The sequence below is a fragment of the Kribbella ginsengisoli genome (assembly GCF_039537185.1).
GTDB lineage: Bacteria > Actinomycetota > Actinomycetes > Propionibacteriales > Kribbellaceae > Kribbella > Kribbella koreensis.
The window spans coordinates 248,654-273,606 of the sequence record NZ_BAABAA010000009.1; the positions used below are offsets into that span (position 1 = coordinate 248,654).

Consider the following 24,953-nt stretch of genomic DNA (forward strand, 5'->3'; position numbering starts at 1 on the left):
CGTGGTGGGTGGAACTACTAGATGAGGCCCTCGCGCAGTGCGTACGCGACGGCGTGCGAACGGTTCTTCAGCTGCAGGCGGCTGGTGACGTCGTGCAGGACGTTCTTCACCGTCCGCTCCGAGTAGGACAGCTCCCGGGCGATCTCCTGGGTGTCCTTGCCGTCGGCCACGAGGCGCAGTACCTGCGTCTCCCGGTCGGACAGCCCGGTGTGGGACAGGCCCCGCGGTGCCAGCACGTGCCGCTGCATGCGCGACACCTGGCCGAGCAACCGGCCCAGCAGATCAGGCGGCAGGCTGCCATCGCCGGCAGCCGCAGCCTGGAGCAGGTGCACGATGCGGTCGGCAGTGGCGTCGGTACGCCGAAGCACACCCGAGACCCCCAGCTCGACCGCGGTCATCAGCGCCTCGTCGTCGATCGTGCTGCCGATCAGCACGGTCCGGCGACAGCCGCGTTGAGTGGCAGAGCGCAGTACCTGTACCGCACCCGCGTCCAGCGAGTCGACCGCGACCAGAGCCACCACTGGCGGGGTGGTGCGCTGGTCGGCCCGACCCGGCTGCGACTGGGCCTGCTGCGACTCGGCCAGTTCGGCGTCGCCGATCAGCAGGATCTCCGGACGCTGCCTGAGCGCGTGCACCAACCCGAACTGCGACAGCGGGTCGAGCGCTTTCACCCAGACGGGTATGCGTTGTTGCGTCATGTACGTCACTCCCCCAGAGCGTTTTTGTGGAACGGAACGGATCGAATCCGCAGTCACGGCGAACCCCCAAAGTCGTCAATCCGATCGTGATCCCCGACCTTCAGCCAGCCTTAAATTTCGGCTGCAGGCGGTACCCCGACTCAAACCCAAGGGTGACGCGGGCGCATTTCACCGACGTCTCATGCCGATCTCTTGTCCACCCGCCCCCATGAAACAGCCCCTCCGGGAGGTCAGGCCAGGGCGGTCAGGACAGCGTGATCAGGCCGGCGGTGGTCAGGCCAGGGCGGTCAGGACAGAGTGGTCAGGGCGCGCAGGGCGAGGCGGTAGGAGTCGAGGCCGAAGCCGGCGATGGTACCGGTGGCGACCGCCGCGACGACGCTCGTGTGGCGGAACTCCTCGCGGGTGGCCGGGTTGGTGATGTGGATCTCGATCAGTGGGGCAGTGCGCTGGGCGCAGGCGTCGCGGAGGGCGTAGGAGTAGTGGGTGAAGGCCGCCGGGTTGAGGACCACCGGGGTCTTGGTGTCCGCGGCCTCGTGGAGCCAGCCGACCAGTTCCGCCTCGTCGTCGGTCTGGCGGACCTCTACCTCCAGGCCGAGTTCGGCGCCGGTCTTCTCGCATTCGGAGACCAGGTCGGCGAATTTGGTCGCGCCGTAGACGTCGGGCTCCCGGGAACCCAGGCGGCCCAGGTTCGGGCCGTTCAGTACCAGTACGCGGCGTCCGTCTGCATCAGTCACGGGACTCAGCGTAGTGCTCAGCACCCACCGACCCGCGAAACAAGTCCCGACTTGGGCACTATCGGCGAAGCGACCCGCCATCGGGCCGTTTCATCGGCGGAGCAGGCGGCCGTAGGCCTGTTTCGCCTCGGCGACGGCCGTCCGGTACAGGGCGTCTGCGGTGATACCGCCGGTGAGCGCGACCCAGTTGCGGCGGGACAGGACCTGTTGGGTCGAGATCAGGTCCGCGGCGGCCAGCTCGTTGGTCAGTCCGCCGCCGAGCGCCTCAGCGAGCGCGGCCTGGTCGGCTGCGACGAATTCATGCACCCGGGTGGCCAGGGCCGGCGTGTGGAGGATCAGCCGGTAGTAGGCGAGCACGGCCGGGTTGTCGTTGAGCCCAGTGACCGGATCCCGGCGCTTGAGCCCGTCAACGAAGTGGTCACGCAATGCCTGCACCGCGTCGATGATTGCCACCGGGTTGGTGGTTGCCGCCGGGTTGGTGGTTGCCGCGGTGACGACGCGGGCCGCCTCGCCGGCGTGATCGGCGATCCGGTGCAGGGCCAGGTCCTGTTTGGTGGCGAAGTACTTGAACAGGGTCGGCTTGGAGACGTCCGCCGCGGCCGCGATGTCCGCCACCGACACCTCGTCGAACCCGTGCTCGAGGAACAACTCGATCGCCGCCTGGGAGAGCGCGTCGTGCGTCTGCTGCTTCTTGCGGTCCCGCAGTCCGGCCATGCCCTGACGATAGCAAAGTGTTAACCTGGTCAAAACATTAACCGAGTTAACCTTTTGAGCATGGGCGGGCGAATGCGGGGACTGGACGGGGAACGCGAGTATGCCGAGCGCTGCCGCCTCGCGCTCCAGGCGATGATCGCCGGGGCGCGGGAGAACGTGGTCGTCGGCGAGCTGACCTGGGGTGATCGGTACACGGCCGAGCGGCTCGGCTACTACCTGCGGAGCCTGGCGCAGGAGCTCGGCGACGAAGGCACGGGACCGCCGTTCTTCGGCCTGATCGGCTACGGCGACGACGACACTGCCGGCGAGCACCGCAACCAGACCTACTACCTCGGCCGCCGGCACATCTCGGACGCGATCGGCCGCCCGCCCCTGGTGATCGACTGGCGAGCCCCCGTCTCGACCTCCTTCTACCGCGCGAGCCCCACCGACCCCCGCGGCATCACCACCCGCCGCCGCTTCGGCTGGTCCACCGAAACCCTCACCGGCTACGAAGACGAGCACCTCACCCGCCGTCCGCACCCTCCGGGCGCGGGCGGGCAAGAGTCGGAGCACGGAGCCGACGCCGGAAGCGACGCGACGGCAGCGGACGGGGCGGACGCCGGCCGGGTGGTGTCGGGGATTCTGCGGGCTGAGATCGAGCGGCCTCGGGTGGGGCCGATGCGGGACATCGTGGCGACCATTCAGCCCGAGCAGGATCTGCTCGTGCGGGCCGAGCTGGATGAATCGCTGTGTGTGCAAGGGGCTCCGGGGACCGGCAAGACGGCGGTCGGGCTGCACCGGGCGGCGTACCTGCTCTATGTGCATCGGGCTCGGTTGCAGCGCAACGGGGTGCTGGTGCTCGGGCCCAACCGGGCGTTCCTGCACTACATCTCGGCGGTTCTTCCGACGCTTGGGGAGGTCGACGTCGAGCAGACGACGATCGAGGAGCTGCTGACCGGCGAGCAGCACCCGATTCGCAGTACGGACGACCCCGGGGCTGTGGAGACCAAGCACGACAAGCGGATGGCCGAGGTCCTTCGCAGAGCGCTCTACAGCCGGATCCAAACGCCCGAGGACGCGGTGGTCGTGCCGGACTCGTCGTACCGGTGGCGGGTGAACCAGTACGAGTTCGAGCAGATGGTCGACGACGCGCGGCAGGAGGCAACGGCGTACCTGCTCGGCCGGGAGCGGGTGATCTCCCGCCTCGTCGCCGCACTCCAGCGCCAGGCCGAGGCTCGCGGTCAGAACTGCAACGGCAACTGGCTGCGCAAGATGGGCCGCGCGGTGACCCCGGCCGTCGACGCTGTCTGGCCCGCCGTCAAAGCCGACGAACTGCTCGCCGGACTACTCAGCGACCCCACCGCCCTCGCCACCGCAGCCGACGGCATCCTCACCGAAGACGAGCAGGCGGCGATCAGCTGGAAGCGCGCCCGCAAACCGAAGAGCGCTCTGTGGACCGCCGCCGACGCTGTGCTGCTGGACGAAGCGAGCGCTCTCCTCGAGCGCGGCCCGACCTACGGGCACGTGATCATCGACGAAGCCCAGGACCTCTCCCCCATGCAGTGCCGCGCGATCGCCCGCCGCAGCGAACACGGCTCGATCACCGTCCTCGGCGACCTCGCCCAAGGGACAACGCCCTGGGCCACCCGCGACTGGCCCGCGCAACTCGCCCACCTCGGCAAGCCCGACAGCCAGGTCGTCGCCCTCACCACCGGCTACCGCGTCCCCGCGGCCGTCGTCGAGGTGGCCAACCGCCTCCTCGGCAACCTCGGCATCGACGTCCCGCCGACGAGATCGTTCCGCTCCGACGGCCGCCTGAGCATCCAACGGACGAGCGACCTCGCCAAGACCTGCACTGAGGCAGTACGGGCTGCTTTGACAGAGGAGGGCTCGATCGGCGTGATCGCCGCCGACGAGGCGATCGACCACCTCAGAACGACGCTGCACGACGACGGCATCGACACGATCGAGGCCGACGGCGACGGCCGGGTAGCGCTGGTCCCGGCCGCGCTGGCCAAGGGCCTGGAGTACGACCACGTGATCGTGATCGAGCCCGCCGCGATCGTCGAGGCCGAGCCGCGTGGCCTGAACCGGCTCTATGTTGTGCTCACCCGGGCAGTGTCCCGGCTGGACGTCCTGCACTCCCGTGCCCTCCCGCCGGAGCTGGATGGAACCAAAGCCTGATTTCCGGACTCTTCCGGGTATGAGTACACCGATCGTGGGGGTGCTGATGGGAGAGGGTACGGGGCAGGCTGTCAGTTCGGATCTGGAGCTGTGGGAACGGCTGCGGTCGGCTGACGAGCTCGCCCTGACCGAGCTCTTCCATCGGCACAGCGACGCCGTCTACAACTTCGCGTTCCGCCGGACGAGTTCCTGGTCGCTCGCGGAGGACATCGTCCAGGCGACCTTCACCGCGGTCTGGCGGCGGGCCGGCGAGGGCCGGCTCGACGAGCTGACCTTCGGCACCGCACGCCCGTTGCTGCTGACCGTCGCCCGGTACGAATGCGCCAACGCGGCCAGATCAAGCCGGCGGCTGACCGCCCTGCGCCAGCGGCTCGGCACCCTCGGCGGCTCGACCGAAACCCCCGACCACTCCGCGCTGGCCGTGGCGAAGGTCGACGACGAGCGGGCGATGAGCGCTCTGCGCCGCGCGCTGGCGAAGGTACCGGCCGATCAGCGCGAGATCGTCGAGCTGGTCGCGTGGTCCGGCTGCTCGATGGCCGAGGCGGCGCAGGTCCTCGGCGTACCCGAAGGCACCGTGAAATCCCGGCTGGCGCGAGCCCGCCGCCGGCTGGCCGGACTGATCGATCTCGACACCACGGAGGGAACGCAATGACCAAGCCACCCGCCGAGCGAACCCTGCCGAACAAGCAGGACATCCTCGACCGAGTCCTCGCCGGTCCGACGAACGCACCGGAGCCCGGCCGACTCCGCCGGCAAGCAGACCGGCTCCGGGTCGGGCCGACCACGAAGCCGACGCGCTCCGGACGCGAGCGGCCGGCGCCGAAACCGACGCGCTCCGGAGGCGACTGGCCGGCGCCGAAGCGGCGGTGGCCCGGCTGGGCCGTTCCCGTCCTGGCGGGCGCAGCGGTGGCCGCGATCGTCGGCGCCATCCTGGTCGTCCCGCAGACCATGAAGTCCGGCGACCCGGCCGTCACCCCGGCCAGCAGACCGGCCGAATCCGAGGTCGACCTCGACCTCGGGCCGCTGTCACAGGCCGAGATCGCGAAGCTGCTCGGGATCTGCCGGCCCTGGCCGCAGCCCTACCGCGTTCTGCACGCCACCAAGATCCGCACCGCCTGGGGAAAACGTCAGGACTGGACGGTGGCCGTCGAGGGTCACGACCCCGGCGGCGACGGGGTCCCGCCGGGCGACGGGCGGTTGATCGCCTGCAGCGGGTATCCGGTCAAGACCACCGCGGAGGACCTGGCCAGCCAGGGCATCTGGTGGGAGAACTTCTTCTCCACGAGTGGGCCTGCCCTGAGCGAGGAGGAGCTCGCGAACCTGCCCAAGGGCGAGAGCTTCATCCAGCCCCGCTACGACGACAGCTTCCGGCCGCAGGAGCTGATCCAGTTGCAGGCCGAGCCGGACAAGAAGTGGGCGAGCCGGATGTGGATCCGGACCCCGTCGACAGTCGATCGGGTCCGTCAGCGCATCCTCGTCGACGGCACCCCGAAATCGCCGTGGTTCAGCAGCAAGTCGGTCGACGGCCTCAGCTTCACCCAGGCCTGGATCGACGCGCCGGTCAGCAGATCCGCGAAGTACACGGTCGAGGTGCAGTTCCTCGACAAGTCGAACCGGCTGGTCGAGATCCCTGGCTCCACCGGCCCGACGACCGTGGTGACGAGCGGTGGATTCGGCTTCAACAAGACCTACAAGTACAGCGACTACTACGTCAGCTGATCTCGGCGTAGGCGGCGATGAGCAGGCTGGGGTCGGGGGCTTCGAGGATGGTGGGCTTGGCGAGGGCGTCGAGGATGACGAAGCGGAGGCGGTCGGCCCGGGTCTTCTTGTCCAGCTTCATCGCGTCCTGCAGGTGCGGCCAGGCGTCGGCGCGGTACTTCACCGGCAGCCCGAGCGACTCCAGTACGGCCCGATGCCGATCAGCCGTCGCGTCGTCGAGCTTGCCCGCCGCCCGGGCGAGCTCGGCGACGAACACCATCCCGATGCTGATCGCGGCACCGTGCCGCCACTTGTACCGCTCGACCCGCTCGATCGCGTGCCCGAGCGTGTGCCCGTAGTTGAGCGCCTCGCGCCCGATCTGCCCGCCGACCGACGTCGTCTTCTCCCGCAGATCCGCGCCGACGGTGTCGGCCTTCACCTGGATCGCGCGGGCGATCAACTCCTCGGTGTGCTTGTACGCCGGTGACGACGCCCCCTCCGGATCCGCCTCCACCAATTCGAGGATGACCGGATCGGCGATGAAGCCGCACTTCACCACCTCGGCCAGGCCGCTCACGTAATCGTTGCGGGGCAGCGTTTCCAGCGCGGCCAGGTCGCACAGCACACCGGCCGGCTCCCAGAACGCGCCGACCAGGTTCTTGCCCTCGGCCGTGTTGATCCCGGTCTTGCCGCCGACGGCCGCGTCGACCATGCCGAGCAGCGTCGTCGGGATGTGCACCACCTTGACGCCACGCAACCAGGTCGCCGCGACGAAGCCGGCCAGGTCGGTCGTCGTCCCGCCACCGATCGACACGATCGCGTCGGACCGGGTGAAGCCCGCCTGCCCGAGCACCGACCAGCAGTACGCGAGCACCTCCGCCGACTTGGCTTCCTCGGCGTCGGGGATCTCGATCGCATGCGCCGTGTATCCGCCGGCGACGAGGTCATCGCGGATCGCGTCACCGCTGGTCCGCAGCGCACGCGGATGGATGACGGCTACTCGCCGGACGTCATCGCCCAGCAGACCGGGCAGTTCCCCGAGCAGATTGTTGCCGATGACAACGTCGTACGGCGAAGCCGCGGCAACCCGGATCCGGTTCGCACCGCCCGGTTCCGGGCCGACCGCTGGGGTCGGGCTGGTGGGGTCGGTCATCCGAGGTGCTCCAGGATCTCGGCGGCGATCTCCTCGGGCGCCCGGCCGTCGGTGCTCACCGTGTGCTTGGCGACCTCGGCGTACAGCGGCCGGCGGGCGTCCATCAGGTTCTTCAGCTGGGTGCGGACATTGCCCAGCAGCAACGGCCGGGCGACACCCAGCCCGACCCGCTTGGCCGCCTCGCCGACTGACACGTCGAGGAAGACGACGTTGTGCCCGGCCAGATCAGCTCGCGTATCGGCGTCGAGGATCGCACCGCCACCCAACGAAAGCACCACATCGTCAGCAGTCAGCGCCGCCGCGATCGCCGCCCGCTCCATCGCCCGGAACGCGGGCTCACCGGAGTCGACGAAAATGTCCGAGATCGGCTTCCCCGCCGTGTTCTCCACATCCGCATCGGTATCGCGGTGAGCCTTGCCGAGCTTCGCAGCAATCAGCTCGGCAACCGTCGACTTGCCGGAGCCAGGCGGGCCAACCAACACGACAACCGGTCCCCGTGAGCTGCTGCCGCCGGGGGCTGCGTCGGCGGCGGGCGCGGTGTCGCTCACTCGGCGCTCCACTCGCGTGGGGTGATGGTGGTGGGGAGGCCTGCCAGGTAGGTCTGGTGGTTGCGGGAGGTCTCGGTGACCGAGTCGCCGCCGAACTTCTCGACCGAGACGTCGGCCAGGACGAGGGCGACCATCGCCTCGGCGACGATTCCCGCGGCCGGTACGGCGCAGACGTCGGAGCGCTGGTGATGGGCCGCGGCCGCCTCACCGGTGACCGTGTCGATCGTGCGTAGCGCCCGCGGCACGGTCGCGATCGGCTTCATCGCCGCGCGCACCCGCAGGGTCTCCCCCGTGCTCATGCCGCCCTCGGTACCACCCGAGCGACCGCTGGTACGCCGTACCGCGCCACCCTCCGCGACGATCTCATCGTGCGCCTTCGACCCCGGCGTCCGGGCCAGCTCGAAGCCGTCGCCGAGCTCGACGCCCTTGATCGCCTGGATGCCCATCAGCGCGCCGGCCAGCTTGGAGTCCAGCCGCCGGTCCCAGTGCACGTAGCTGCCGAGACCCGGCGGAAGCCCGTCGACGATCACCTCGACGACACCGCCCAGGGTGTCACCGGCCTTCTGCGCCTGGTCGATCTCGGCGACCATCTGCTTGCTCGCGTCCGGGTCCAGGCAACGGACCGGATCCGCGTCGAGGCGCGCGACATCGTCGTACGACGGGATCACGCCGTACGGCGCCTTGACGGTGCCCAGCTCGACGACATGGCTGACGATCGTCACGCCGTACGCCTGCTTGAGGAACCTGGCCGCGACCTCACCGAGCGCCACCCGAGCGGCAGTCTCACGGGCACTAGCCCGCTCGAGCACCGGCCGGGCCTCGTCGAAGCCGTACTTCTGCATGCCGGCCAGATCCGCATGGCCGGGCCGAGGACGGGTCAGCGCCGCGTTGCGGGCCAGATCGGCCAGCACCTCCGGGTCGACCGGGTCGGCCGACATCACCTGCTCCCACTTCGGCCACTCGGTGTTGCCGACCTGGATCGCGACCGGGCTGCCGAGTGACAGTCCGTGCCGGAACCCGCCGAGAAAGGTCACCTCGTCCCGCTCGAACTTCATCCGGGCGCCACGGCCGTAACCGAGACGACGACGGGCCAGGGCGTCGGCCACGTCATCCGTGGTGACCTGGACGCCTGCGGGAAGACCTTCGAGTACGGCGACGAGCGCTTGTCCGTGCGACTCGCCGGCGGTGAGCCAGCGCAACATGCCGCAATCCTCCCACGAAGCCACCCACCGGCCGGGAGCGGTCTCGCGCTACCTAGTCACTTACCAGCGCCCGTCAGTCGAGGCAGAACTCGTTGCCCTCGATATCCAGCATCGTGATGCACGACTCGTTGAAGCCGTCGGCGACCTGTTCCTGGAACACCGTCGCACCGAGCGCGACCAGGCGCTCGGCCTCGGCCCGCAGGGTGGCCAGCCGTTCGTCCCCCACCAGCCCGGTACCGGCCCGTACGTCGAGGTGCACCCGGTTCTTGACCACCTTGCCCTCAGGGACCCGCTGGAAGAACAGCCGCGGGCCCTCCCCGGCCGGGTCGACGCAGGCGAACGCCGAACCCTGGAGCTCGGCCGGCAGCGAGCTGTTGAACGCGTCCCAGTCGGCGAACCCCTCCGGCGGTGGCGGGACGACGTACCCCAGCACCTCGCACCAGAAGCGGGCGACCCGCTCCGGATCCGCGCAGTCGAAGGTGACCTGGAACTTCTTGACCGATGCCATGCGGCCCACCTTAAAGGCGGAAAGTGCCAAGGATGGAGCGAATTAACAGGCGGTGGCGCGCTCCGGGTCGAGGGCGCTGCGGACCGAGAGGGCGACGTCGAGAGCCTTGGCCACCGGGTTGGTGTCGCAGGGGTTGTGGCTCTGCGGCGCAGCGGCGGCGGCACCCACGGCCGCGGCGCCACCCAGTACAACGGTGGCCAGGCCTGCGGCGGCCGTTCGGGCGACGGTGCGGCGCAGTTTGCTGGTCATGGCGTCCTCCTCGTTGGTCCGTGCTTCGGTACCTACCAAGCTATGAGCCGGCGAGGCGGAACGAACTGGCCTTGGGACCCGTCTAGAGGTAGTGCTAGCGCCACCATGCCCACTTTCTTGCGATCACCCGATGACCGGGAGGCACCGATGACCAGGACCGATGAAGAGGCCTATCGCGCCCGGGTCAGGGGTTGCCTGCTCGGTGGCGCGATCGGCGACGCGCTCGGCGGCCCGGTGGAGTTCAGCGACGCGCAGTCGATCGTCGCCGAGCACCCCGACGGCGTCCGGACCTTCGTTGCCAAGGGCCCGCACTGGCCGGCCGGTACGGTGACCGACGACACCCAGATGACGTTGTTCACGGTCGAGGGGCTGATCCGGGCCGGCGTACGGACCGATCGTGGGATCGGGTTCACGCTCGGGGTCGTGCAGCACGCCTACGACAGGTGGCTGGACACCCAGTTGCTGCTCATCCCGAGTGGCGACCGCGACGGTTGGTTGCAGAGCCAGCGGTGGCTGTACGCACGCCGGGCTCCCGGCAACACCTGCCTGTCCGCGCTGACCGAGGCACGCAAGGGTGATGACAGCATCCAGCGCTTCGGCGAGCAGGCCGTCAACGACTCCAAAGGCTGCGGCGGAGTGATGCGGGTGGCACCCGTCGGCCTGCTGCCCAGGTTCGACGCCGAGTGGATCTTCGACGCCGCGGCCGAGCTCGCCGGCTACACCCACGGCCACGTGACAGGAAAGCTCGCCTCGGGCGCGCTCGCCGCGATCGTCCACCAACTCAACCAGGGTGCCGATCTGAACGCAGCCCTCGACTCAGCGCAGGCACTGCTCGCCTCCCGCCCGGGCCATGATGAAACCAGTACTGCGCTCGCCGCCGCCCGTGAACTGGCCGCGCAACCCCTCGAGCCCGGCCCAGCGACCGTGGAGCGGCTCGGCGGCGGCTGGATCGCCGAAGAAGCGCTCTCCATCGCGGTGTACTGCGCCCTTGCCTACCCCGAACCCGAACAGTTCCTCGACGCCCTCGCGCTCGCGGTCACGCACTCCGGCGACAGCGACTCCACCGGCGCCATCTGCGGCAACATCCTCGGCACCCTGCACGGAGAGACCGCTCTCCCACCCGAACTCGTCTACCCCCTCGAAGGCCGCGGCACCATCCTCCAACTAGCCGACGACTTCATCCTCGAGTTCACCCGGGCCACCCACCTCCACGGCGACTACGGCCCGCACACCACCTGGACCACCCGCTACCCCGGCTGGTGACCGGCAAAGGATCGGCCGGGACGTCCGGCCCGTCCCCCGAGGATCAGGCCCGGCGTCCCGGCCGGTGGCAGAACACCTTACGCGGCTGGGAGGTCGCCTTGAAGGGACCGCCGATCAGCCTAGGTAGAGCCGGACCAACGGCTGGCCGGCCAGTACGCCGATGAGGGCGCCGAGGAGCATGAAGGGGCCGAACGGGAGCATGTCTTTGCGGGAGTAGCCCTTCGCGACCATCAGGACGACGCCGTTCACCGCGCCGACGAAGAAGCCGGCGTAGAGGCCGACGATCACCTCACCCCAGCCGAGCCAGCCCAAGGCCATGCCCAGTAGGCCCGACAGCCGGACGTCACCGTAGCCGACGCCTCGGCGCACCACCGTGAAGAGCAGCTCGAACAGGCCATAGGCGACCGCCCCGGCGATCACGGCTCGCAGCAGTGATCCCCAATCCCCTGTCGCCAGGGCGCCGATCGCCAGCGCCAGCCCGACGAGTCCGTACGACGGCCAGGTGATCGCTGATGGGAGGTACTTCGTCCGGGCGTCGATGTATCCGAGAACAGAACCCACCACGGCCAGCATCAGCCAAGCGGCCAGTCCCGCGGACGTGCCGAGCGTCCAGCCGAGCAGCCCGCCGGCGACGGCTGCGGTCGCGCCACACCAGTACGCCGCCTTCGTGGCAACGCCTTCGCCGGCCAGCTCGGCGTACCGGATCTTGGTGTCGCCGTCTTCGAGGATCGGCTCCGGGAGCCGGCGCATCACCAGTGGGCCGAGCGTGAACGCAGCGGCGCCGCAGAGGACGAAACCGGCCCCTGCGGCGAGCAAAGCGTTGTCAGCCGGCACGATCCAGGAGCCTAGACGATCGCTGACCGCCCCTGCTCCCGGACCGCGCCGTGCCTGTGGACAACGCGCTCAGTGGAACAAACGGCTCAGTGGCCGAAGTCCGCCGGGTCGCAGTTCGTGCTGAGCCACTCGACGTACTTGAGGCTCGCCGCGGCCGCCTTCTTCTGGTCCTCGACCGGCAGCGTCCCGGCCTTGGCCTTGTCGTACAGCGGCAGCATCGCCTCCAGCGACGGCTTGAGATCGGCCGGCGCGTCCTCGGCGAGGTCCTCGATGGTCTCCTTGACCTTCTGCAGCTGGTCGTCGCTCAGCTCGGACGCCTGCTTGCCGGTGCCCATGTCCTCCGCCTTCGACGCGAGCTTCTTGCAGAACTCCTTGGCGTCGCCGGACGCGGCCGGCTTGCTCTCCTCCGACTCCGGCGCGGTGGGCGTGTCCTCCGACTGCGGCTCGGTGGTCTGCGGCCGGCTGGTCGCCGGCGGCGGTGCGGCCGCCTTCGAGGTGTCCTTGTCGCCACAGCCGGTCAGCAGCGTCAGTCCGCCGAGAACCAGCACGGCGAGCGTTACCCGGATCTTCATTCTGGTCTTCCCCCAAGAGAATGTTCCTGCTCCGATGCCCCAACACGGGATCCTTCGCAGCAACCTTCGCCCGGGGGCATCTCACCGGAGTCTCACCGGCGCTTCACCAGCCTGCGCCCGACGAGCGCGGCGGCCCCGCCGATCAGCAGTACGCCGCCGAACAGCACCGCGACAGTGCTCCACAACCCGTCGTTCTCGGTCACGTACGTCACCCGCTCGAACGCGTCGTCGCTCGCCGCCTGGGTGAACCCGAAGTCGGCGCTGATCCGCTCCGGCTCGCGATAGGTCACCGAGTACGCCGTCAGGAACGCCGACGAGGCGAGCTGTGGAGCGTCCTCGCCCGCCAGCCGTCCGGCGTACAGGAGCTCGGGCTTCACGTCCGGGTCGGGCAGGGTCGAGGCGTCCACCCGGTACGGCGCCGCGACGTACACGGTCACCGTCTGAGCCGTCGTCGCGCCTTTGCTGAGCCGCATCGGGTAGACGATCCGCGGCGAGGCGAAGGTCAGCCGCAGCGGCGGAGTCGAGCCGGTCATCGGGGTGCCGTCGTCCTTCGGGGCGAGCTTGACCGCGACGATCTCCCACTTCTCGGTCAGGTACGGCGTGAGGTTGGCGGCCAGGCTCTCGGGAGCGGCGTACCCGTTCGTGTGCAGCCAGTCGGTCACCGCGGTACCGCTGGATCCGCTGAGCCGCGCGACCTGGAACGGGCCGAGCCGCATCTGCTGCCGCACGTCCACTCCCCCGCCGGCCCGCGGCGCACCGGCGGTGTCGCCGCGGCTGCCCATGATCCCCAGATCGCGGAACGGCCAGTACGTCTTGCGGGTGACGACCTTCGGCCGGGTGATCGACTGCAGGCGGTAGAACAGGCCGTCGTCGCCGAGCTCCACCTTCGCGGCCGCGGGCACCGGCATGATCCAGGCGGCCTTCTTCGACTGCCCCTGGACGGACATCGACAACACGATCTCCTCCTGGCCGCCGTCGTAGCGGACCAAGGCGTTCTCGCCGAACACCCGGGCGCGCGACTCCGCGTCCGGCAGGTACCCGCCGCAAGCGCACGCCCAAGCAGGCGCGACACCGACTCCCAGCAGAGCCAGCCCGAGTACGCCCGCCACCAACCGCCAGAGCTTCATGGCCCGAAGGCTAGTGGCGGGTGGGGCCGGGTCAGGCGATCGTGTAGGCGTTCTTGAAGAAATTCGTCGGGTCGTACTTCTTCTTGACCGCTTGGAGCCGGGCGTAGTTGGCGCCGTAGTACGTGCTGACCGAGCGGCCGGCCTCGACGTAGTTCACGTAGCCGCCGGCCGATGAAGGCTTCACCGCACGGTGGCCGTTGGTGATGAAGGTCTGGGCGGCCTTGATCTGGGCGGCTGTCGGGTGGGCCGGCAGTCCGGAGTACCACTGGACGACGCCGACCGCGGATCGGTGACCCCACGAGGATCCGCCGGACGGGATCTTCGCCGACTGGCCGCCCAGTGGGTCGAGGATCGCGGCGGCTGGGAGCTTCGCCCGGGCGGCTGTCTTCATCGCGCCCAGCAAGGCGGCGATGGTGTTGGCGGACATCGGCTTCAGGACGTCGGAACCGGCCAGCCAGCCCTGGCGCGCGCTGGTCGTGCCGCCGCCGAGGTACTTGACCGCCTCCATGTGCGTCCGGACCGCGAAGGTCCGGGTGGTCGCCTTGGAGCCGACGTACGACTCCAGCTGAGCGGCCGCCGCGGCGCCGTTGCCGGTGGTCGAGCAGCCGAGCACGTGGATCTGCAGCGTTCCGTTGCTCTTGGCATCGATGTGCACGTTGCCCCAGGCGGTGATCGGCGCCACCTGGGCGAACTTCTGCCAGCCCTTGATGACGGCCGCCGCCTTCGACTCCGGCCAGGTCAGCCGGAAGAAGCCGAGCTTCGCCGCCGGGATCGTGATCAGCTTGAACGACGTCACGATGCCGAGGTTGCCACCGCCACCACCCCGCAACGCCCAGAACAGATCAGGATCGACCGTCGCGCTCACGTTGCGCGCGACGCCGTCGGCGGTGATCACGCCCATCGACTGGATCCGGTCGCAGGTCAGGCCGAAGGCCCGCGTGTGCACGCCCATCCCGCCACCGAGGGTGAGCCCGGCGATACCGACGGTCGGGCAGGTCCCGGTCGGCAGGGACTTGCCGTACTTGTCCAGGAACGCATGCACGTCGTAGAGCTTCGCGCCCGCGCCGACGGTGAGCACGTTGCCCGAGTAGCTCATCGAGCGCATCGCGCTGACGTCCACCACCAGGCCGTTGTTGACCGTCGAGGCGCCGACGTACGAATGCCCGCCGCTCTTCGGCACCGAGACCAGCTTGTTCTTGCGGGCGAACTGGATCGCCGTGCGGACGTCGGTCGCGTTGGCCGTGCGGATCACGGCAGCCGGCGCGACGGCGTCCCAGCGCGGGTTGAAGAGCTGGCGGACGGTCGCGTAGCCGGGTTGGCCCGGCCGGTACACGGTGCCCTTGACGCTCTTCTGGAACGCGGTCCAGTCCGGCCCTGCGGCCGTCAGGTTCGCCCCGGCCGGACCGGCACTGGCCGGCTTGACCTCGGAACAGCTGGTCAGCGTTACTGCGGCAAGCGCCCCGCCTGCCTTCAGTACGGTACGGCGGTCAACTGGGCTCACGATCGTTCAGCTCCTCACGCGCGGCGGCTCTCATTGCCGCCAGGGGCGCGGGCGACATACCGGTCATCATCTCCACCTGGAGGGTCGCCTGATGCACAAGCAGGTCAAGGCCGTTCAACAGCTCTGTACCGATCCGGTGCGCCGCGATCGCGAGCTGAGTCGGCCACGGGTGGTAGGCCACGTCGAAGACCACCGGCGCGACCTGCGCGAAGTGGTCGGCCCACGGGTCCACGACACCGCCGGGCAGGGTCGAGATGCACAGGTCGAAGCCACCGATCTGCTCGACCTGGTTGAAGTCCGTCGCCGAGACCTTCAGCCCCAGCTCGGCCGCGAGATCCCTCAGCCGCTCGACCTTCGCGAGATCGCGCACGACCAGCGTCACCTCGCTGACCTTCAACCCCCGCAGGGCAGCCAGCGTCGAAGCAGCAGTCGCTCCCCCACCCAGTACTACGGCCGTGTCGGCGCCGGTGATCCCCCGCTCCGCAAACGCCGACACCAACCCCGGTACGTCGGTGTTGTGGGCCGACCGTGATCCGTCCGGCTCGAAGAGCATCGTGTTCGCCGCGCCGATCAACTCCGCGACCGGGTCGACCCGGTCGACGAGCTCGAGCGCGACGCGTTTCAGCGGCATCGTCAGCGACAGTCCGCGCACGTCGTCGCCGAGCGTGCTGAGGAAGGTGCGCAACTCGTCCTCGCCGACCTCGTAGGACTCGTACCGCCAGTCGAGTCCGAGTTCGGCGTACGCCGCCCTGTGCATGGCCGGCGACAGCGAGTGCGCGATCGGTTGACCGAGTACGGCGCAACGGGTCATCGGGTCAGCACCGACCGGTGTGGGCCTTGCACCACGCCGTCAACAGGTCGACGTTCTTCTGGTGCTCTTCCCCGGTGGTCGCGAAGCGGGTCTCGCCGGTGTCCAGGTTGACCAGCGTGAAGTACTTCCAGGTGCCGGTCGCCGGGTTGACGGCTGCTCGCAGCATGTCCTTGTCCGGCGAGTTGATCGGCGTCGGCGGCAGTCCGTCGTGCAGGTACGTGTTGTACGGCGACTCGGTCTCGCGTTGTTCCTTGGAGGTGTAGACGCCACCGGTACGGCCGACGATGTAGTGGATCGTCGAGTCCATCTGCAGCTTCTGCCCGACCCGGAGCCGGTTGTAGATGACCCGCGCGACCTTGGCGTAGTCCTCCTTGCGGTTGGTCTCGGCGCCGATGATGCTGGCGACGATCACCGCCTGGTACGGGTCGACGTTCTTGCGTTGCGCCTTCTGGATGAACTGCAGGTCGGCGACGGCCTTGGTGAAGCCGGCCGTGGACAGCCGGAGGACGGTGTAGGCGTTCGCATCCTTGGGGATGTCGTAGGTGCCGGGGAGCAGGAAGCCCTCGGGGTTGTTCTTCGCCCAGGACGGGAGCTTGAGCTGGGCCGGCTTGCTCATCGCGACCTGCGCGGCGCCCGGCGGGAGCTTGGCCGCCTTGCTCTTCTGCAGCAGGGCGACGATCTCGGCCTTGGTCCGGGCCGGCGGGATGGTGAACCGGGTGACGAGCACCGACTTCGCGGTGTCGAGCAGCAGCTCCAGCGCGGCCTTGGACGACATCTGCTTGTGCAACGTGTACAGGTTCGCCTGGATCTTCTTGGAGCGCGGGTCGTCGCGGGCGACCCGCTCGAAGGCCTTGGCGCTCTTCACCACGCCCTTCTTCTCCAGGGTGTCGGCGATCGACTGGGAGCTCTGACCGGCGGCGATCTCGACGGTGACGGTCTCGCTGCTGCCGGTGCCCTCGTAGTCGGGGGCGGCGAAGACCTTCTCCAGCGCGTCGCGGCCCTTGCCGAAACCGACCGCGAGGCCGGCCACCAGCGCGCCGACGACGAGCAGCGAGAGCAGGCCGGCGAAGCAGCCGAAGCCGCGACGGGCGCGGGTCTTGCGCCGGTTGGCCCGGCGCTCGACCCGGGACTCCGGGCGCATGCCGAGGTTGTCCCGGAAGTCGTCGGTCTGGTCGTCGCGGTCTTCGTTCACCGATGTCCCGTTCACAGGGGCCTCCCGGGTGGGTTGCCGGTCTCGCGCTCGAAGTCGAGCGCGTGTTGCAGAATCACGACCGCCGCGGCCTGGTCGACCACGGCCCGCCGCTTGGAACCCTTCTTACCCCGTTCCCGCAGCATCCGTTCGGCCGTCACGGTGGTGAACCGCTCGTCCACCAGCCGTACCTCCGCCTCAACACTCGCCTGCTGGAGCTTCTCGGCAAGCTGCGCCGAGGTGTCCCGGACCTTCACCGCGGCCGGCCCCTCACCCCCGGACAACGACCGGGGCAATCCCACGACCACCTCGAACGCCTCCAGTTCGACCACCAGCCCGACAATCCGCTCGAGCGCCCCAGCCCCAGCCCGTACCGTCTCCACCGGAGTAGCAAGAATCCCGTGCGGATCCGAACTGGCGACGCCGATCCTCGCATCCCCGACATCCAGCGCAACCCGAACCCCGCGGCGCACTAGTGTGCCCCGCCCAAGGTCCACCAGCACAACCGACCGCCGCGCTGCGGTGCAGCGCGGCGGCTCGAAGATGTACAGAGGCGGAGGTTCATCGTTAACCGGTTACTAGTTGGCCGATGGCGTGTTCTACGGCTGCTAGGGCCTTGTCGGCGCCTGCTGGGTCGGTGCCGCCGCCTTGGGCTACGTCGTCCTTGCCGCCGCCTCGGCCGCCCAGCTGCTCAGCGGCGATCCGGACCAGGTCTCCGGCCTTCAGGCGCCATTCGCGGGCTACGTCGTTCAACGCGATGACTACGCCGGGCTTGCCGTCGTTGACGCTCAGTACTGCGACGACCGCCGGCTTGTCGGCGGGCATCCGGCCTCGGACGTCGAGCGCCAGCTTGCGCAGGTCGCCGCCGTTGACGCCGTCAGGCGCACGGTGACCGACATACGCGACACCGAAGACGTCCTTGGGCGCCTTCGCCAGCTCGGCGCCGGCAGCGAGCACCTGGCCGGCGTGGATCTTCTCCAGCTCCTTCTCGGCGACCCGCAACCGCTCCGCCAGATCGGCCACCTTCGCGGGCAGCTCCTCCGGACGCGTCTTCAGGTTCTCCGACAGCAGCCGCACCAACGCCCGCTCGCGCCCCAGGTAATGCAGCGCGTCCATCCCGACGAACGCCTCGAGCCGCCGCACCCCGGCACCGACCGACGACTCACTCGTCAACGTCAGCGCACCGACCTGCGACGAGTGCTTCACATGCGTGCCACCGCAGAGCTCGCGCGACCAGGGCCCGCCGATCTCCACCACCCGCACGGAGTCGTCGTACGTCTCGCCGAACAGCGCCAGCGCACCCCACTCCCGAGCCTCCGGGAGCGTCATGTACTGCGCCGAGACCTGCAGGTCCTGCCGAACAGCAAGGTTCGCGACCTCTTCGATCTCACTCCGGGTCGCCTGATCCAGCGCCGACCCCCAAGCGAAGTCGAGCCGCAGATACCCAGGCTTGTTGTACGACCCGCTCTGCAACGCGGTCGGCCCCAGCACCTGACGCAACGCAGCGTGGACGACGTGCGTCCCCGAGTGCGCCTGGCAAGCCGAGATCCGCCACTCCTTGTCGACCTGAGCATGCACATCAAGCCCAGCCTGGACAGCACCCTCGACGACCTCGACGCGGTGCACGATCAGGCCCTTGACCGGCCGCTGCACGTCGAGCACCTTCAGCTTGAACCCGTCACCGACGATCAGGCCCTCGTCCGCGATCTGGCCACCGGACTCCGCGTAGAACGGGGTCTTCTCCAGCACCACCTCGACGGTCTCACCCTGCTCGGCGGCACCGGCCACCGCGCCGTCCCGCAGCACGCCGCGGATCTGGGAGTCGGTCGCGAGCTCGTCGTACCCGGTGAACTCGGTGACGCCCTTCTCACGCAGCTCGCGATACGCCGAAGTGTCCGCGTGGCCGGCCTTCTTGGCCCGCGCGTCCGCCTTGGCCCGCTCGCGCTGCTCCTTCATCAGCGACCGGAAGCCGTCGGTGTCCACCTGCAGACCCTGCTCGGCGGCCATCTCGACGGTCAGGTCGATCGGGAACCCGTACGTGTCGTGCAGCTGGAAGGCCTGGTTGCCGGCCAACTGCGCCTCACCGGAAGCCTTCACGTTCTTCACGGCCAGGTCGAAGATCGTCGTACCGGCGGTGAGAGTACGCCGGAACGCCTCCTCCTCCGCGTACGCGATCTGGCTGATCCGCGGGAAGTCCGCCTCCAGCTCCGGGTACGACTTCTTCATCTGCACGAGGCTCGTCGGCAGCAGTTCCACCAGGCTCGGGTCCTCGTAGCCGAGCAGGCGCATCGACCGGATCGAGCGCCGCAGCAGGCGGCGCAGTACATAGCCGCCCTGCTCGTTGCCCGGGGTGACGCCGTCGCCGATCAGCATCAGCGCGCTGCGGACGTGGTCCGCGATCACCCGGAACCGGACGTCGTCGACGTGGTCCGCGCCGTACTTGCGGCCGCTCAGCTCCGACGCCTTCTCGATCACCGGGAAGATCTCGTCGATCTCGTACATGTTGTCGACGCCCTGCAGCAGGTACGCGACCCGCTCCAGCCCCAGGCCGGTGTCGATGTTCTTCTTCGGCAGCTCGCCGAGGATCGGGTAGCCCTCCTTGCCGCCACCCTCACCGCGGATGTTCTGCATGAAGACCAGGTTCCAGAACTCCAGGTAGCGGTCGCCCGCCTCCCAGTCCCGGTCGGCGCCGAACTCCGGGCCGCGGTCGATCAGGATCTCCGAGCACGGGCCGCACGGACCCGGGATGCCCATCGACCAGAAGTTGTCCTTCATGCCGAGCCGGACGATCCGGTCGTCGGGCAGCCCGGCGACCCGCTTCCAGATGTCGATCGCCTCGTCGTCCTCGTAGTACACCGAGGCGTAGAGGACGGACTCGTCGAAGCCGTAGCCGCCCTCGCTCTGCGGCTTGGTGACCAGTTCCCAGGCGTACTGGACGGCCTGTTCCTTGAAGTAGTCGCCGAAGGAGAAGTTGCCGTTCATCTGGAAGAACGTGCCGTGCCGGGTGGTCTTGCCGACCTCCTCGATGTCGAGGGTCCGGACACACTTCTGCACGCTGGTGGCGCGCGGGTACGGCGGCGTCTGCTGGCCGACGAAGTACGGCACGAACTGGGCCATGCCGGCCACGTTGAACAGCAGGTTCGGGTCCGGCGACGGCAGGGGCGCGCTGGGCACCACCGTGTGGCCGCGGTCCTCGAAGTAGCTCAGGAACCGCCGGCGAATCTCACTGGTTTCCATGGTGTTACCGGTAGTCCTCACGTTCGCTTGCCGCTGTGTCTATGCCGAGCGCGTCGCGCAGCTCGGTCTCCCGCTCGGCCATCCCGGCCCGTACCTCGTCGCCGAAGTGCCGGATCGCGCTGGCCATCTTCTCCGCCGACTGCTGCAGGCCCTCCGGCGCGAACTGCTGGGCCCGCTTCTTCAGCCGGGTCACCGCGTACACACCGACCAGGATGCCCACGATCAGCCACAGGATCCGCTTCATCGCACGTCACCCCGCTTCTTCGCCTTGCGCTCGGCCTTCATCTCGTCCTTCACCCGGCGGGACACGTCGCGGCGCTGGTTCTCGCCGAGCGCCTTGCGGACGCCGTAGGTGAAGGCGGCCGCCTTCACCAGCGGACCGCCGGCGGTCGCCGCGAACAAAGACGCGAGCGCGGCCGCGTTGGTTGTCACGGTGGTGGCGTTGTCGGTGATCGTGTCCACCTTGGCCAGCTGGGCGTTCGTGGTCGCGACCGTGTTGGTCACCTCGCCGAGCAACGGAACGCTGGAGTCCGAAACTCCCTTGACCATCACGCGGGTCTCTTCGAACACCTTGCCGAGCTTGAGGATCGGATAGGCCAGCAGGCCCACCAAGATGAGCAGTGCGCAGGCTGCTATCAGCCCCGCGACTTCACCGACGCTCATGGTTACGATCCGCCTTCCGTTCGTCTGCCCCGTCCCGAGACCCCGGGTACCTCAGGGACCTTATCGCGCGGATAGCACAGTCCCGGACACAGGGACACCCTCACTGCCGGGTCAGCAACACATCTGCAATCCGGCAGAAGTTCGCCGCGCGGACCCGTGACGCAGCGCCACGAATGCGCAATACTGGCCGAAGCTCCGGGGGGAGTGTTCAGGACGTGGGGGGAGACCACCTAATGGACGAGACAGCCATTGCTGTCCTTGGCGCGGGCCCGCATGGCCTCGCCGCAGCCGCACACCTTCGCCGGGCAGGTGAAGAAGTCCGCATCTTCGGCGACCCGATGTCGTTCTGGCGGACCATGCCGGCCGGGATGTGGCTCAGATCGAACTGGACCGCGACCTGTATCGCGGAGTACGACGGACCGCTCAATCTCGACTCCTATATCGCCGAGACCGGCGCCAAGGTGACCAAGCCGGTGCCGCTGGACGACTTCATCGCGTACGGCACCTGGGTGCAGTCGAAGGTGGCACCGGACGTCGACCGCCGGTGGGTCACGAAGGTCGCCAAGGACGGTGACGGGTTCGTGCTCACGCTGGGTGACGAGTCCCAGCTGCGGGCCCGGCGGATGGTCGTCGCGGCCGGTATCGCCGACTTCGTGAATCGCCCCGGCGTGATGTCCGGACTGCCGCGCGAGCTCGCCTCGCACACGGCCGACCACGCCGACCTGTCGGTCTTCAAGAACCAGGAGGTCCTGGTCGTCGGCGGCGGGCAGAGCGCGCTCGAGTCGGCCGCGTTGATGAGCGAGTCCGGCGCCGACGTGGAGGTCGTCGCCCGGGCCGAGAAGATCAACTGGCTGCACGGCGGCAAGTACCACCGCATGCTCGGCCCGAAGCTGGTGCCGCTGGTCTACGCGCCGACCGACGTCGGCCCGATGGGTCTGTCCAAGATCGTCGCCAAGCCGGGCCTGTTCACCGCCCTGCCGCGCTCGATCCAGGACCCGCTGGCCTACCGGGCGATCCGGCCGGCCGGTGCTGCCTGGCTGATTCCCCGGCTGGCGGACGTACAGGTCGGCACCGGTATCCAGGTCACGAGCGCCAAGGCGGTCGGCGACCGGGTGCACGTCGAGCTGAGTGACGGCAGTGCCCGCGAGGTCGACCACCTGATGTTCGGTACCGGTTACAAGGTCGACATCACGCGGTACCCGTTCCTCGACCCGGCGCTGGCGCTGCAGGTCCGGACGCTCGACGGCTACCCGCTGATGAAGCCGGGTATGGAGTCGTCCGTCCCCGGCCTGCACTTCCTCGGCGCACCGGGCGCCCGCAGCTTCGGCCCGCTGATGCGGTTCGTGGCCGGCGGCTGGTACGGCGCGGAGTCGCTCACCAGGCTGGTTCGCAACAGCCGGCGCAAGACCGCTACCAGCGGTGCCGGCCGACTGGAACCCACAGGCGACGGCGTATGAACAGACACCCGTTCCGCAAGAACGCTGCCGGACCGGGTTCTGGAGTAGGGGCGGTAGTCGTCGGAGGCGACTACCAGGGCCTCGGCATCGTGCGCAGCCTCGGCCGGTACGGCGTACCGGTGACTGTGCTCGACGACGAGCGGTCCATCTCGCGCGTGTCCCGGTACGTCACCGGGCACGAGCGCGTGCCCGAGCTCCGGGACGCCGGCGAGACGGTCCGGATCCTGATCGACGCCTGCAAGCGACTCGGTCTGCACGGCGCCGTGCTCTACCCGACCAGGGAGGAGACGGTCGCCGCGATCGCGGCCAACCGGGAGGAGCTCAGCGAGTACTACAAGCTGCCGACTCCCGCCTGGCAGGCGGTGCAGCCGGCCTGGGACAAGAGAGAGACCTACCAGCGGGCGGAGCGGCTCGGGATCCCCATTCCCCGGTGCTGGTTCCCGGAGTCCTTCGCCGACCTGGACCAGATCGATCTCAGCTCGCCGGTGATCCTGAAGCCGGCGATCAAGGAGAACTTCTTCTACGAGACCCGCGCCAAGGCGTGGCGGGTCGACACCCGGGCCGAGCTCGAGGCGGTGTACCGCAAGGCGGTCGACATCGTCGGCGAGGCCGAGATCATCGTCCAGGAGCTGATCCCGGGCGGCGGTGACCGGCAGTTCGGCTACTGCGCCTTCTTCAAGGACGGCGAGGCGGTCGCGGAGATGACGGTACGCCGGCTGCGTCAGCACCCGTCCGACTTCGGCCGGGCGAGCACGTTCGTGGAGACGATCGACCTGCCGGAGCTGGCCAAGCACTCGCTGACCTTCCTGCGCGACATCGGGTACTACGGGCTGGTCGAGCTGGAGTACAAGCAGGACGAGCGCGACGGGCAGTACAAACTGCTGGACGTCAACGCCCGCACGTGGGGCTACCACTCGCTGGGCTACACAGCAGGTGCCGACTTCCCCTATCTGGTCTACCGCGACCAGCTGGGGCTGCCGGTGACCGAGTGCCGTGCCCGTGCAGGTGTCAGGTGGCTACGGCTCGCCACTGACCTGCCCAACGCGGCACTGGACATCAAGGCCGGGAAGCTGAAGGTCTGGCCGTACCTGAAGACCTTCCGCGGCGTGCAGACGGAGGCAGTGTTCAGCCTGCGCGACCCACTGCCAGGCCTGTACGAAGTGGCGCTACTGCCGTACCTGTTCTTCAAGCGGGGGTTGTGATGTTCGAGTCGACGCATCCCTTTGCGTTCTTCGACTACTGGCGTGTCCCGTACGACCTGAGCGGTGACTCGCCAGAGACCCGGCTGGGCGTGGTCACCGCCGGTACGTCCGGCAAGCAGCTCACCTGGATCCGGGCCAACGGCGGTAAGTCCCGCAGCGACTACAAGGCCGGCCGCTACCAACTGGCCGGCTTCTCCGTCGTCTGCCACCTCTACACCGGTACTGCGCTGTCGCCGGTCGACGAGACCTGGCACAAGGTGGAGCCGATCCTCGACGGCCACGGCACCGAGGTAGCAGCCGTCTGGGAGGACCAGCAGGGCAACGTGTTCCTGCCACTCGACCCGGGCGAGTCGATGAACTTCCTGTGGTCCGAACGCTACAAGACGGTCGGCAGCGCCAACGTCAAACGCCTTGTGCGCAAGGGAATGGTGAAGGGCTACTACGTGGTCCGCCCGCTCCTCCCCCGGCCGCTGCAGCTCAAGATGCGCCGGACCCTGGCCAAGCGCCAGAATGCTCCGTCGTTCCCGTCCTGGCCGCTCGAGCCCAGCCTGCACTCGTTCTACGACTGGCTGTTCGACCTGACCACGCGGCTGGCCGGTACGCCGGTGCCGTGGATCGATCTGTGGCCGGATGGCCACTCCTGGGCGATGGTGCTCACGCACGACGTCGAGACGGGCTTCGGGCGCGACGAGATGGAGCTGTTGCGGGCGCCGGAGCGCGACCGTGGCTATGTCTCCTCCTGGAACTTCGTGGCCGAGCGGTACGAGGTGTCCGACGAGGTGGTGGCCAGGGTCAAGGCGGACGACTGCGAGGTCGGCGTACACGGTCTGCGGCACGATGGCCGGGATGTGGCGTCCAAGCGCATGCTGGGGCAGCGGTTGCCGGCCATGCGCAAGCACGCGGACCACTGGGGTGCGGTTGGCTTCCGCTCCCCCGCGACCCAGCGGTCGTGGGAGCTGATGCCGACGATGGGCTTCGACTACGACTCGTCGTACACGGACTCGGATCCCTACGAGCCGCAGCCGGGCGGTTGCTGCACGTACCTGCCGTTCTTCAACGAGGGCCAGGTCGAGCTGCCGATCACGCTGCCGCAGGACCACACGCTGTTCGAGATCCTGCAGCACGACGACGGCGAGCTGTGGGTCGGCAAGGCCCGCGACATCCGGGAGCGACGCGGCATGGTGCTGGTGCTCGCGCACCCGGACTACGCCGAGGACCCGCGGCTGGCCAAGGGCTGGCAGCAGCTCCTGGACGAGTTCCAGAGCGATGAGACGGCATGGAAGGCACTACCGCGAGATGTGGCGTCCTGGTGGCGTGACCGCGCGTCCAGTGAGCTCCGCCAGAGCCCGGACGGGTGGACGTTGACAGGGCCTGCTGAGGGCCGTGCCAGGGTTCAGCACGCCCCGCTCGCAAACCAGGAGGCCTAG

General features: G+C 68.9%; 25 protein-coding genes. 7 read left to right on the forward strand and 18 right to left on the reverse strand.

Going from position 1 to position 24,953, the window contains the following annotated elements:
* Positions 1–17: 17 nt before the first annotated feature.
* The 3 genes from ABD768_RS30120 to ABD768_RS30130 all read right to left on the reverse strand — a co-directional run bounded on the left by ABD768_RS30120 (position 18) and on the right by ABD768_RS30130 (position 2,146).
* Complete coding sequence (locus tag ABD768_RS30120; RefSeq protein WP_343965888.1) at positions 18–698, reverse strand: LuxR C-terminal-related transcriptional regulator; 681 nt, start codon at positions 696–698, stop codon at positions 18–20.
* 287 nt (positions 699–985) lie between these two features.
* Positions 986–1,432: a type II 3-dehydroquinate dehydratase gene (gene aroQ / locus ABD768_RS30125; protein ID WP_343965891.1), complete on the reverse strand. Its 447-nt coding sequence runs from the start codon at positions 1,430–1,432 to the stop codon at positions 986–988.
* Positions 1,433–1,522: 90 nt separating this feature from the next.
* Positions 1,523–2,146: a TetR family transcriptional regulator gene (locus ABD768_RS30130; protein ID WP_344846287.1), complete on the reverse strand. Its 624-nt coding sequence runs from the start codon at positions 2,144–2,146 to the stop codon at positions 1,523–1,525.
* Between the two features lie 60 nt (positions 2,147–2,206).
* Here ABD768_RS30130 and ABD768_RS30135 point away from each other — a divergent pair, with 60 nt between their 5' ends.
* Genes ABD768_RS30135 through ABD768_RS30145 form a run of 3 tightly spaced genes read left to right on the forward strand, consistent with a single transcriptional unit; the run spans position 2,207 to position 6,031 of the window.
* On the forward strand, positions 2,207–4,312 hold the full coding sequence (locus tag ABD768_RS30135; RefSeq protein WP_344846289.1) for a HelD family protein: 2,106 nt from the start codon (positions 2,207–2,209) through the stop codon (positions 4,310–4,312).
* Between the two features lie 19 nt (positions 4,313–4,331).
* Positions 4,332–4,964, forward strand: a complete 633-nt coding sequence (locus ABD768_RS30140) for an RNA polymerase sigma factor (RefSeq protein WP_343965898.1) — start codon at positions 4,332–4,334, stop codon at positions 4,962–4,964.
* Positions 4,961–6,031: a hypothetical protein gene (locus ABD768_RS30145; protein ID WP_344846291.1), complete on the forward strand. Its 1,071-nt coding sequence runs from the start codon at positions 4,961–4,963 to the stop codon at positions 6,029–6,031. Before ABD768_RS30140 ends, ABD768_RS30145 begins: the two co-directional genes overlap by 4 nt.
* Here the strand turns inward: ABD768_RS30145 and aroB are convergent.
* The 5 genes from aroB to ABD768_RS30170 all read right to left on the reverse strand — a co-directional run bounded on the left by aroB (position 6,024) and on the right by ABD768_RS30170 (position 9,670).
* Positions 6,024–7,163, reverse strand: coding sequence for a 3-dehydroquinate synthase (aroB, locus tag ABD768_RS30150; protein WP_344846293.1), 1,140 nt, complete (start codon positions 7,161–7,163; stop codon positions 6,024–6,026). The two genes, ABD768_RS30145 and aroB, sit on opposite strands and share 8 nt — an antisense overlap.
* Positions 7,160–7,711, reverse strand: coding sequence for a shikimate kinase (locus ABD768_RS30155; protein WP_344846295.1), 552 nt, complete (start codon positions 7,709–7,711; stop codon positions 7,160–7,162). The genes aroB and ABD768_RS30155 overlap by 4 nt, the downstream gene beginning before the upstream one ends.
* Complete coding sequence (gene aroC, locus ABD768_RS30160) at positions 7,708–8,913, reverse strand: chorismate synthase (RefSeq protein ID WP_344846297.1); 1,206 nt, start codon at positions 8,911–8,913, stop codon at positions 7,708–7,710. The genes ABD768_RS30155 and aroC overlap by 4 nt, the downstream gene beginning before the upstream one ends.
* A gap of 73 nt (positions 8,914–8,986) precedes the next feature.
* Positions 8,987–9,421, reverse strand: coding sequence for a VOC family protein (locus ABD768_RS30165; RefSeq protein WP_343965911.1), 435 nt, complete (start codon positions 9,419–9,421; stop codon positions 8,987–8,989).
* 42 nt (positions 9,422–9,463) lie between these two features.
* A complete protein-coding gene (locus ABD768_RS30170; RefSeq protein ID WP_343965913.1) occupies positions 9,464–9,670 on the reverse strand; it encodes a hypothetical protein in 207 nt (68 codons plus the stop codon).
* Between the two features lie 147 nt (positions 9,671–9,817).
* On the opposite strand from ABD768_RS30170, the gene ABD768_RS30175 reads away from it, so the two are divergent.
* Positions 9,818–10,933 (forward strand): ADP-ribosylglycohydrolase family protein, encoded by a 1,116-nt coding sequence (locus ABD768_RS30175; RefSeq protein WP_344846300.1) that lies wholly within the window; start codon positions 9,818–9,820, stop codon positions 10,931–10,933.
* 114 nt (positions 10,934–11,047) lie between these two features.
* On the opposite strand, the gene ABD768_RS30180 is transcribed toward ABD768_RS30175, so the two are convergent.
* The 10 genes from ABD768_RS30180 to ABD768_RS30225 form a co-directional block, all read right to left on the reverse strand.
* Positions 11,048–11,767, reverse strand: a complete 720-nt coding sequence (locus ABD768_RS30180; protein WP_344846302.1) for a prepilin peptidase — start codon at positions 11,765–11,767, stop codon at positions 11,048–11,050.
* Positions 11,768–11,853: 86 nt separating this feature from the next.
* Positions 11,854–12,339: a hypothetical protein gene (locus tag ABD768_RS30185; protein ID WP_344846304.1), complete on the reverse strand. Its 486-nt coding sequence runs from the start codon at positions 12,337–12,339 to the stop codon at positions 11,854–11,856.
* Between the two features lie 92 nt (positions 12,340–12,431).
* On the reverse strand, positions 12,432–13,466 hold the full coding sequence (locus ABD768_RS30190; protein ID WP_343965918.1) for a DUF2330 domain-containing protein: 1,035 nt from the start codon (positions 13,464–13,466) through the stop codon (positions 12,432–12,434).
* Positions 13,467–13,497: 31 nt separating this feature from the next.
* A complete protein-coding gene (locus ABD768_RS30195; protein WP_344846306.1) occupies positions 13,498–14,967 on the reverse strand; it encodes an FAD-binding oxidoreductase in 1,470 nt (489 codons plus the stop codon).
* Positions 14,954–15,778, reverse strand: a complete 825-nt coding sequence (locus tag ABD768_RS30200) for a shikimate dehydrogenase (protein WP_343965923.1) — start codon at positions 15,776–15,778, stop codon at positions 14,954–14,956. The genes ABD768_RS30195 and ABD768_RS30200 overlap by 14 nt, the downstream gene beginning before the upstream one ends.
* A 4-nt stretch (positions 15,779–15,782) precedes the next feature.
* On the reverse strand, positions 15,783–16,985 hold the full coding sequence (gene mltG, locus ABD768_RS30205) for an endolytic transglycosylase MltG (protein WP_343965925.1): 1,203 nt from the start codon (positions 16,983–16,985) through the stop codon (positions 15,783–15,785).
* A complete protein-coding gene (ruvX, locus tag ABD768_RS30210) occupies positions 16,982–17,440 on the reverse strand; it encodes a Holliday junction resolvase RuvX (RefSeq protein WP_344846309.1) in 459 nt (152 codons plus the stop codon). The genes mltG and ruvX overlap by 4 nt, the downstream gene beginning before the upstream one ends.
* A 94-nt stretch (positions 17,441–17,534) precedes the next feature.
* Positions 17,535–20,204: an alanine--tRNA ligase gene (gene alaS / locus ABD768_RS30215; RefSeq protein WP_344846311.1), complete on the reverse strand. Its 2,670-nt coding sequence runs from the start codon at positions 20,202–20,204 to the stop codon at positions 17,535–17,537.
* A 4-nt stretch (positions 20,205–20,208) separates the two neighbouring features.
* The gene (locus ABD768_RS30220; protein ID WP_344846313.1) at positions 20,209–20,448 is read right to left on the reverse strand and encodes a DUF6167 family protein; all 240 of its coding nucleotides are present in this window, start codon (positions 20,446–20,448) and stop codon (positions 20,209–20,211) included.
* Positions 20,445–20,867, reverse strand: coding sequence for a DUF948 domain-containing protein (locus ABD768_RS30225; protein ID WP_328325242.1), 423 nt, complete (start codon positions 20,865–20,867; stop codon positions 20,445–20,447). Before ABD768_RS30225 ends, ABD768_RS30220 begins: the two co-directional genes overlap by 4 nt.
* Before the next feature lie 233 nt (positions 20,868–21,100).
* Here ABD768_RS30225 and ABD768_RS30230 point away from each other — a divergent pair, with 233 nt between their 5' ends.
* From ABD768_RS30230 to ABD768_RS30240, 3 genes are read left to right on the forward strand one after another with little or no spacing between them, the layout of a single operon-like run.
* A complete protein-coding gene (locus ABD768_RS30230) occupies positions 21,101–22,324 on the forward strand; it encodes an FAD-dependent oxidoreductase (protein ID WP_344846315.1) in 1,224 nt (407 codons plus the stop codon).
* Entirely contained in the window at positions 22,321–23,526 is a 1,206-nt protein-coding gene (locus tag ABD768_RS30235; protein WP_344846317.1) for a carboxylate--amine ligase, read from the forward strand. The genes ABD768_RS30230 and ABD768_RS30235 overlap by 4 nt, the downstream gene beginning before the upstream one ends.
* The gene (locus tag ABD768_RS30240; RefSeq protein WP_344846319.1) at positions 23,526–24,953 is read left to right on the forward strand and encodes a polysaccharide deacetylase family protein; all 1,428 of its coding nucleotides are present in this window, start codon (positions 23,526–23,528) and stop codon (positions 24,951–24,953) included. The genes ABD768_RS30235 and ABD768_RS30240 overlap by 1 nt, the downstream gene beginning before the upstream one ends.

Bases quoted from the DNA above. Each gene is read 5' to 3' on its own strand.
- ABD768_RS30220 (WP_344846313.1), bottom strand. From the start codon at position 20,448: ATGAAGCGGATCCTGTGGCTGATCGTGGGCATCCTGGTCGGTGTGTAC.
- ABD768_RS30130 (WP_344846287.1), bottom strand. From the start codon at position 2,146: ATGGCCGGACTGCGGGACCGCAAGAAGCAGCAGACGCACGACGCGCTC.
- ABD768_RS30190 (WP_343965918.1), bottom strand. From the start codon at position 13,466: ATGAAGCTCTGGCGGTTGGTGGCGGGCGTACTCGGGCTGGCTCTGCTG.
- ABD768_RS30200 (WP_343965923.1), bottom strand. From the start codon at position 15,778: ATGACCCGTTGCGCCGTACTCGGTCAACCGATCGCGCACTCGCTGTCG.
- ABD768_RS30225 (WP_328325242.1), bottom strand. From the start codon at position 20,867: ATGAGCGTCGGTGAAGTCGCGGGGCTGATAGCAGCCTGCGCACTGCTC.
- ABD768_RS30240 (WP_344846319.1), top strand. From the start codon at position 23,526: ATGTTCGAGTCGACGCATCCCTTTGCGTTCTTCGACTACTGGCGTGTC.
- ABD768_RS30185 (WP_344846304.1), bottom strand. From the start codon at position 12,339: ATGAAGATCCGGGTAACGCTCGCCGTGCTGGTTCTCGGCGGACTGACG.
- ABD768_RS30140 (WP_343965898.1), top strand. From the start codon at position 4,332: ATGAGTACACCGATCGTGGGGGTGCTGATGGGAGAGGGTACGGGGCAG.
- ABD768_RS30230 (WP_344846315.1), top strand. From the start codon at position 21,101: ATGGACGAGACAGCCATTGCTGTCCTTGGCGCGGGCCCGCATGGCCTC.
- ABD768_RS30145 (WP_344846291.1), top strand. From the start codon at position 4,961: ATGACCAAGCCACCCGCCGAGCGAACCCTGCCGAACAAGCAGGACATC.
- ABD768_RS30235 (WP_344846317.1), top strand. From the start codon at position 22,321: ATGAACAGACACCCGTTCCGCAAGAACGCTGCCGGACCGGGTTCTGGA.
- ABD768_RS30135 (WP_344846289.1), top strand. From the start codon at position 2,207: ATGGGCGGGCGAATGCGGGGACTGGACGGGGAACGCGAGTATGCCGAG.
- aroC (WP_344846297.1), bottom strand. From the start codon at position 8,913: ATGTTGCGCTGGCTCACCGCCGGCGAGTCGCACGGACAAGCGCTCGTC.
- ABD768_RS30175 (WP_344846300.1), top strand. From the start codon at position 9,818: ATGACCAGGACCGATGAAGAGGCCTATCGCGCCCGGGTCAGGGGTTGC.
- ABD768_RS30170 (WP_343965913.1), bottom strand. From the start codon at position 9,670: ATGACCAGCAAACTGCGCCGCACCGTCGCCCGAACGGCCGCCGCAGGC.
- ABD768_RS30165 (WP_343965911.1), bottom strand. From the start codon at position 9,421: ATGGCATCGGTCAAGAAGTTCCAGGTCACCTTCGACTGCGCGGATCCG.
- aroB (WP_344846293.1), bottom strand. From the start codon at position 7,163: ATGACCGACCCCACCAGCCCGACCCCAGCGGTCGGCCCGGAACCGGGC.
- ABD768_RS30120 (WP_343965888.1), bottom strand. From the start codon at position 698: ATGACGCAACAACGCATACCCGTCTGGGTGAAAGCGCTCGACCCGCTG.
- alaS (WP_344846311.1), bottom strand. From the start codon at position 20,204: ATGGAAACCAGTGAGATTCGCCGGCGGTTCCTGAGCTACTTCGAGGAC.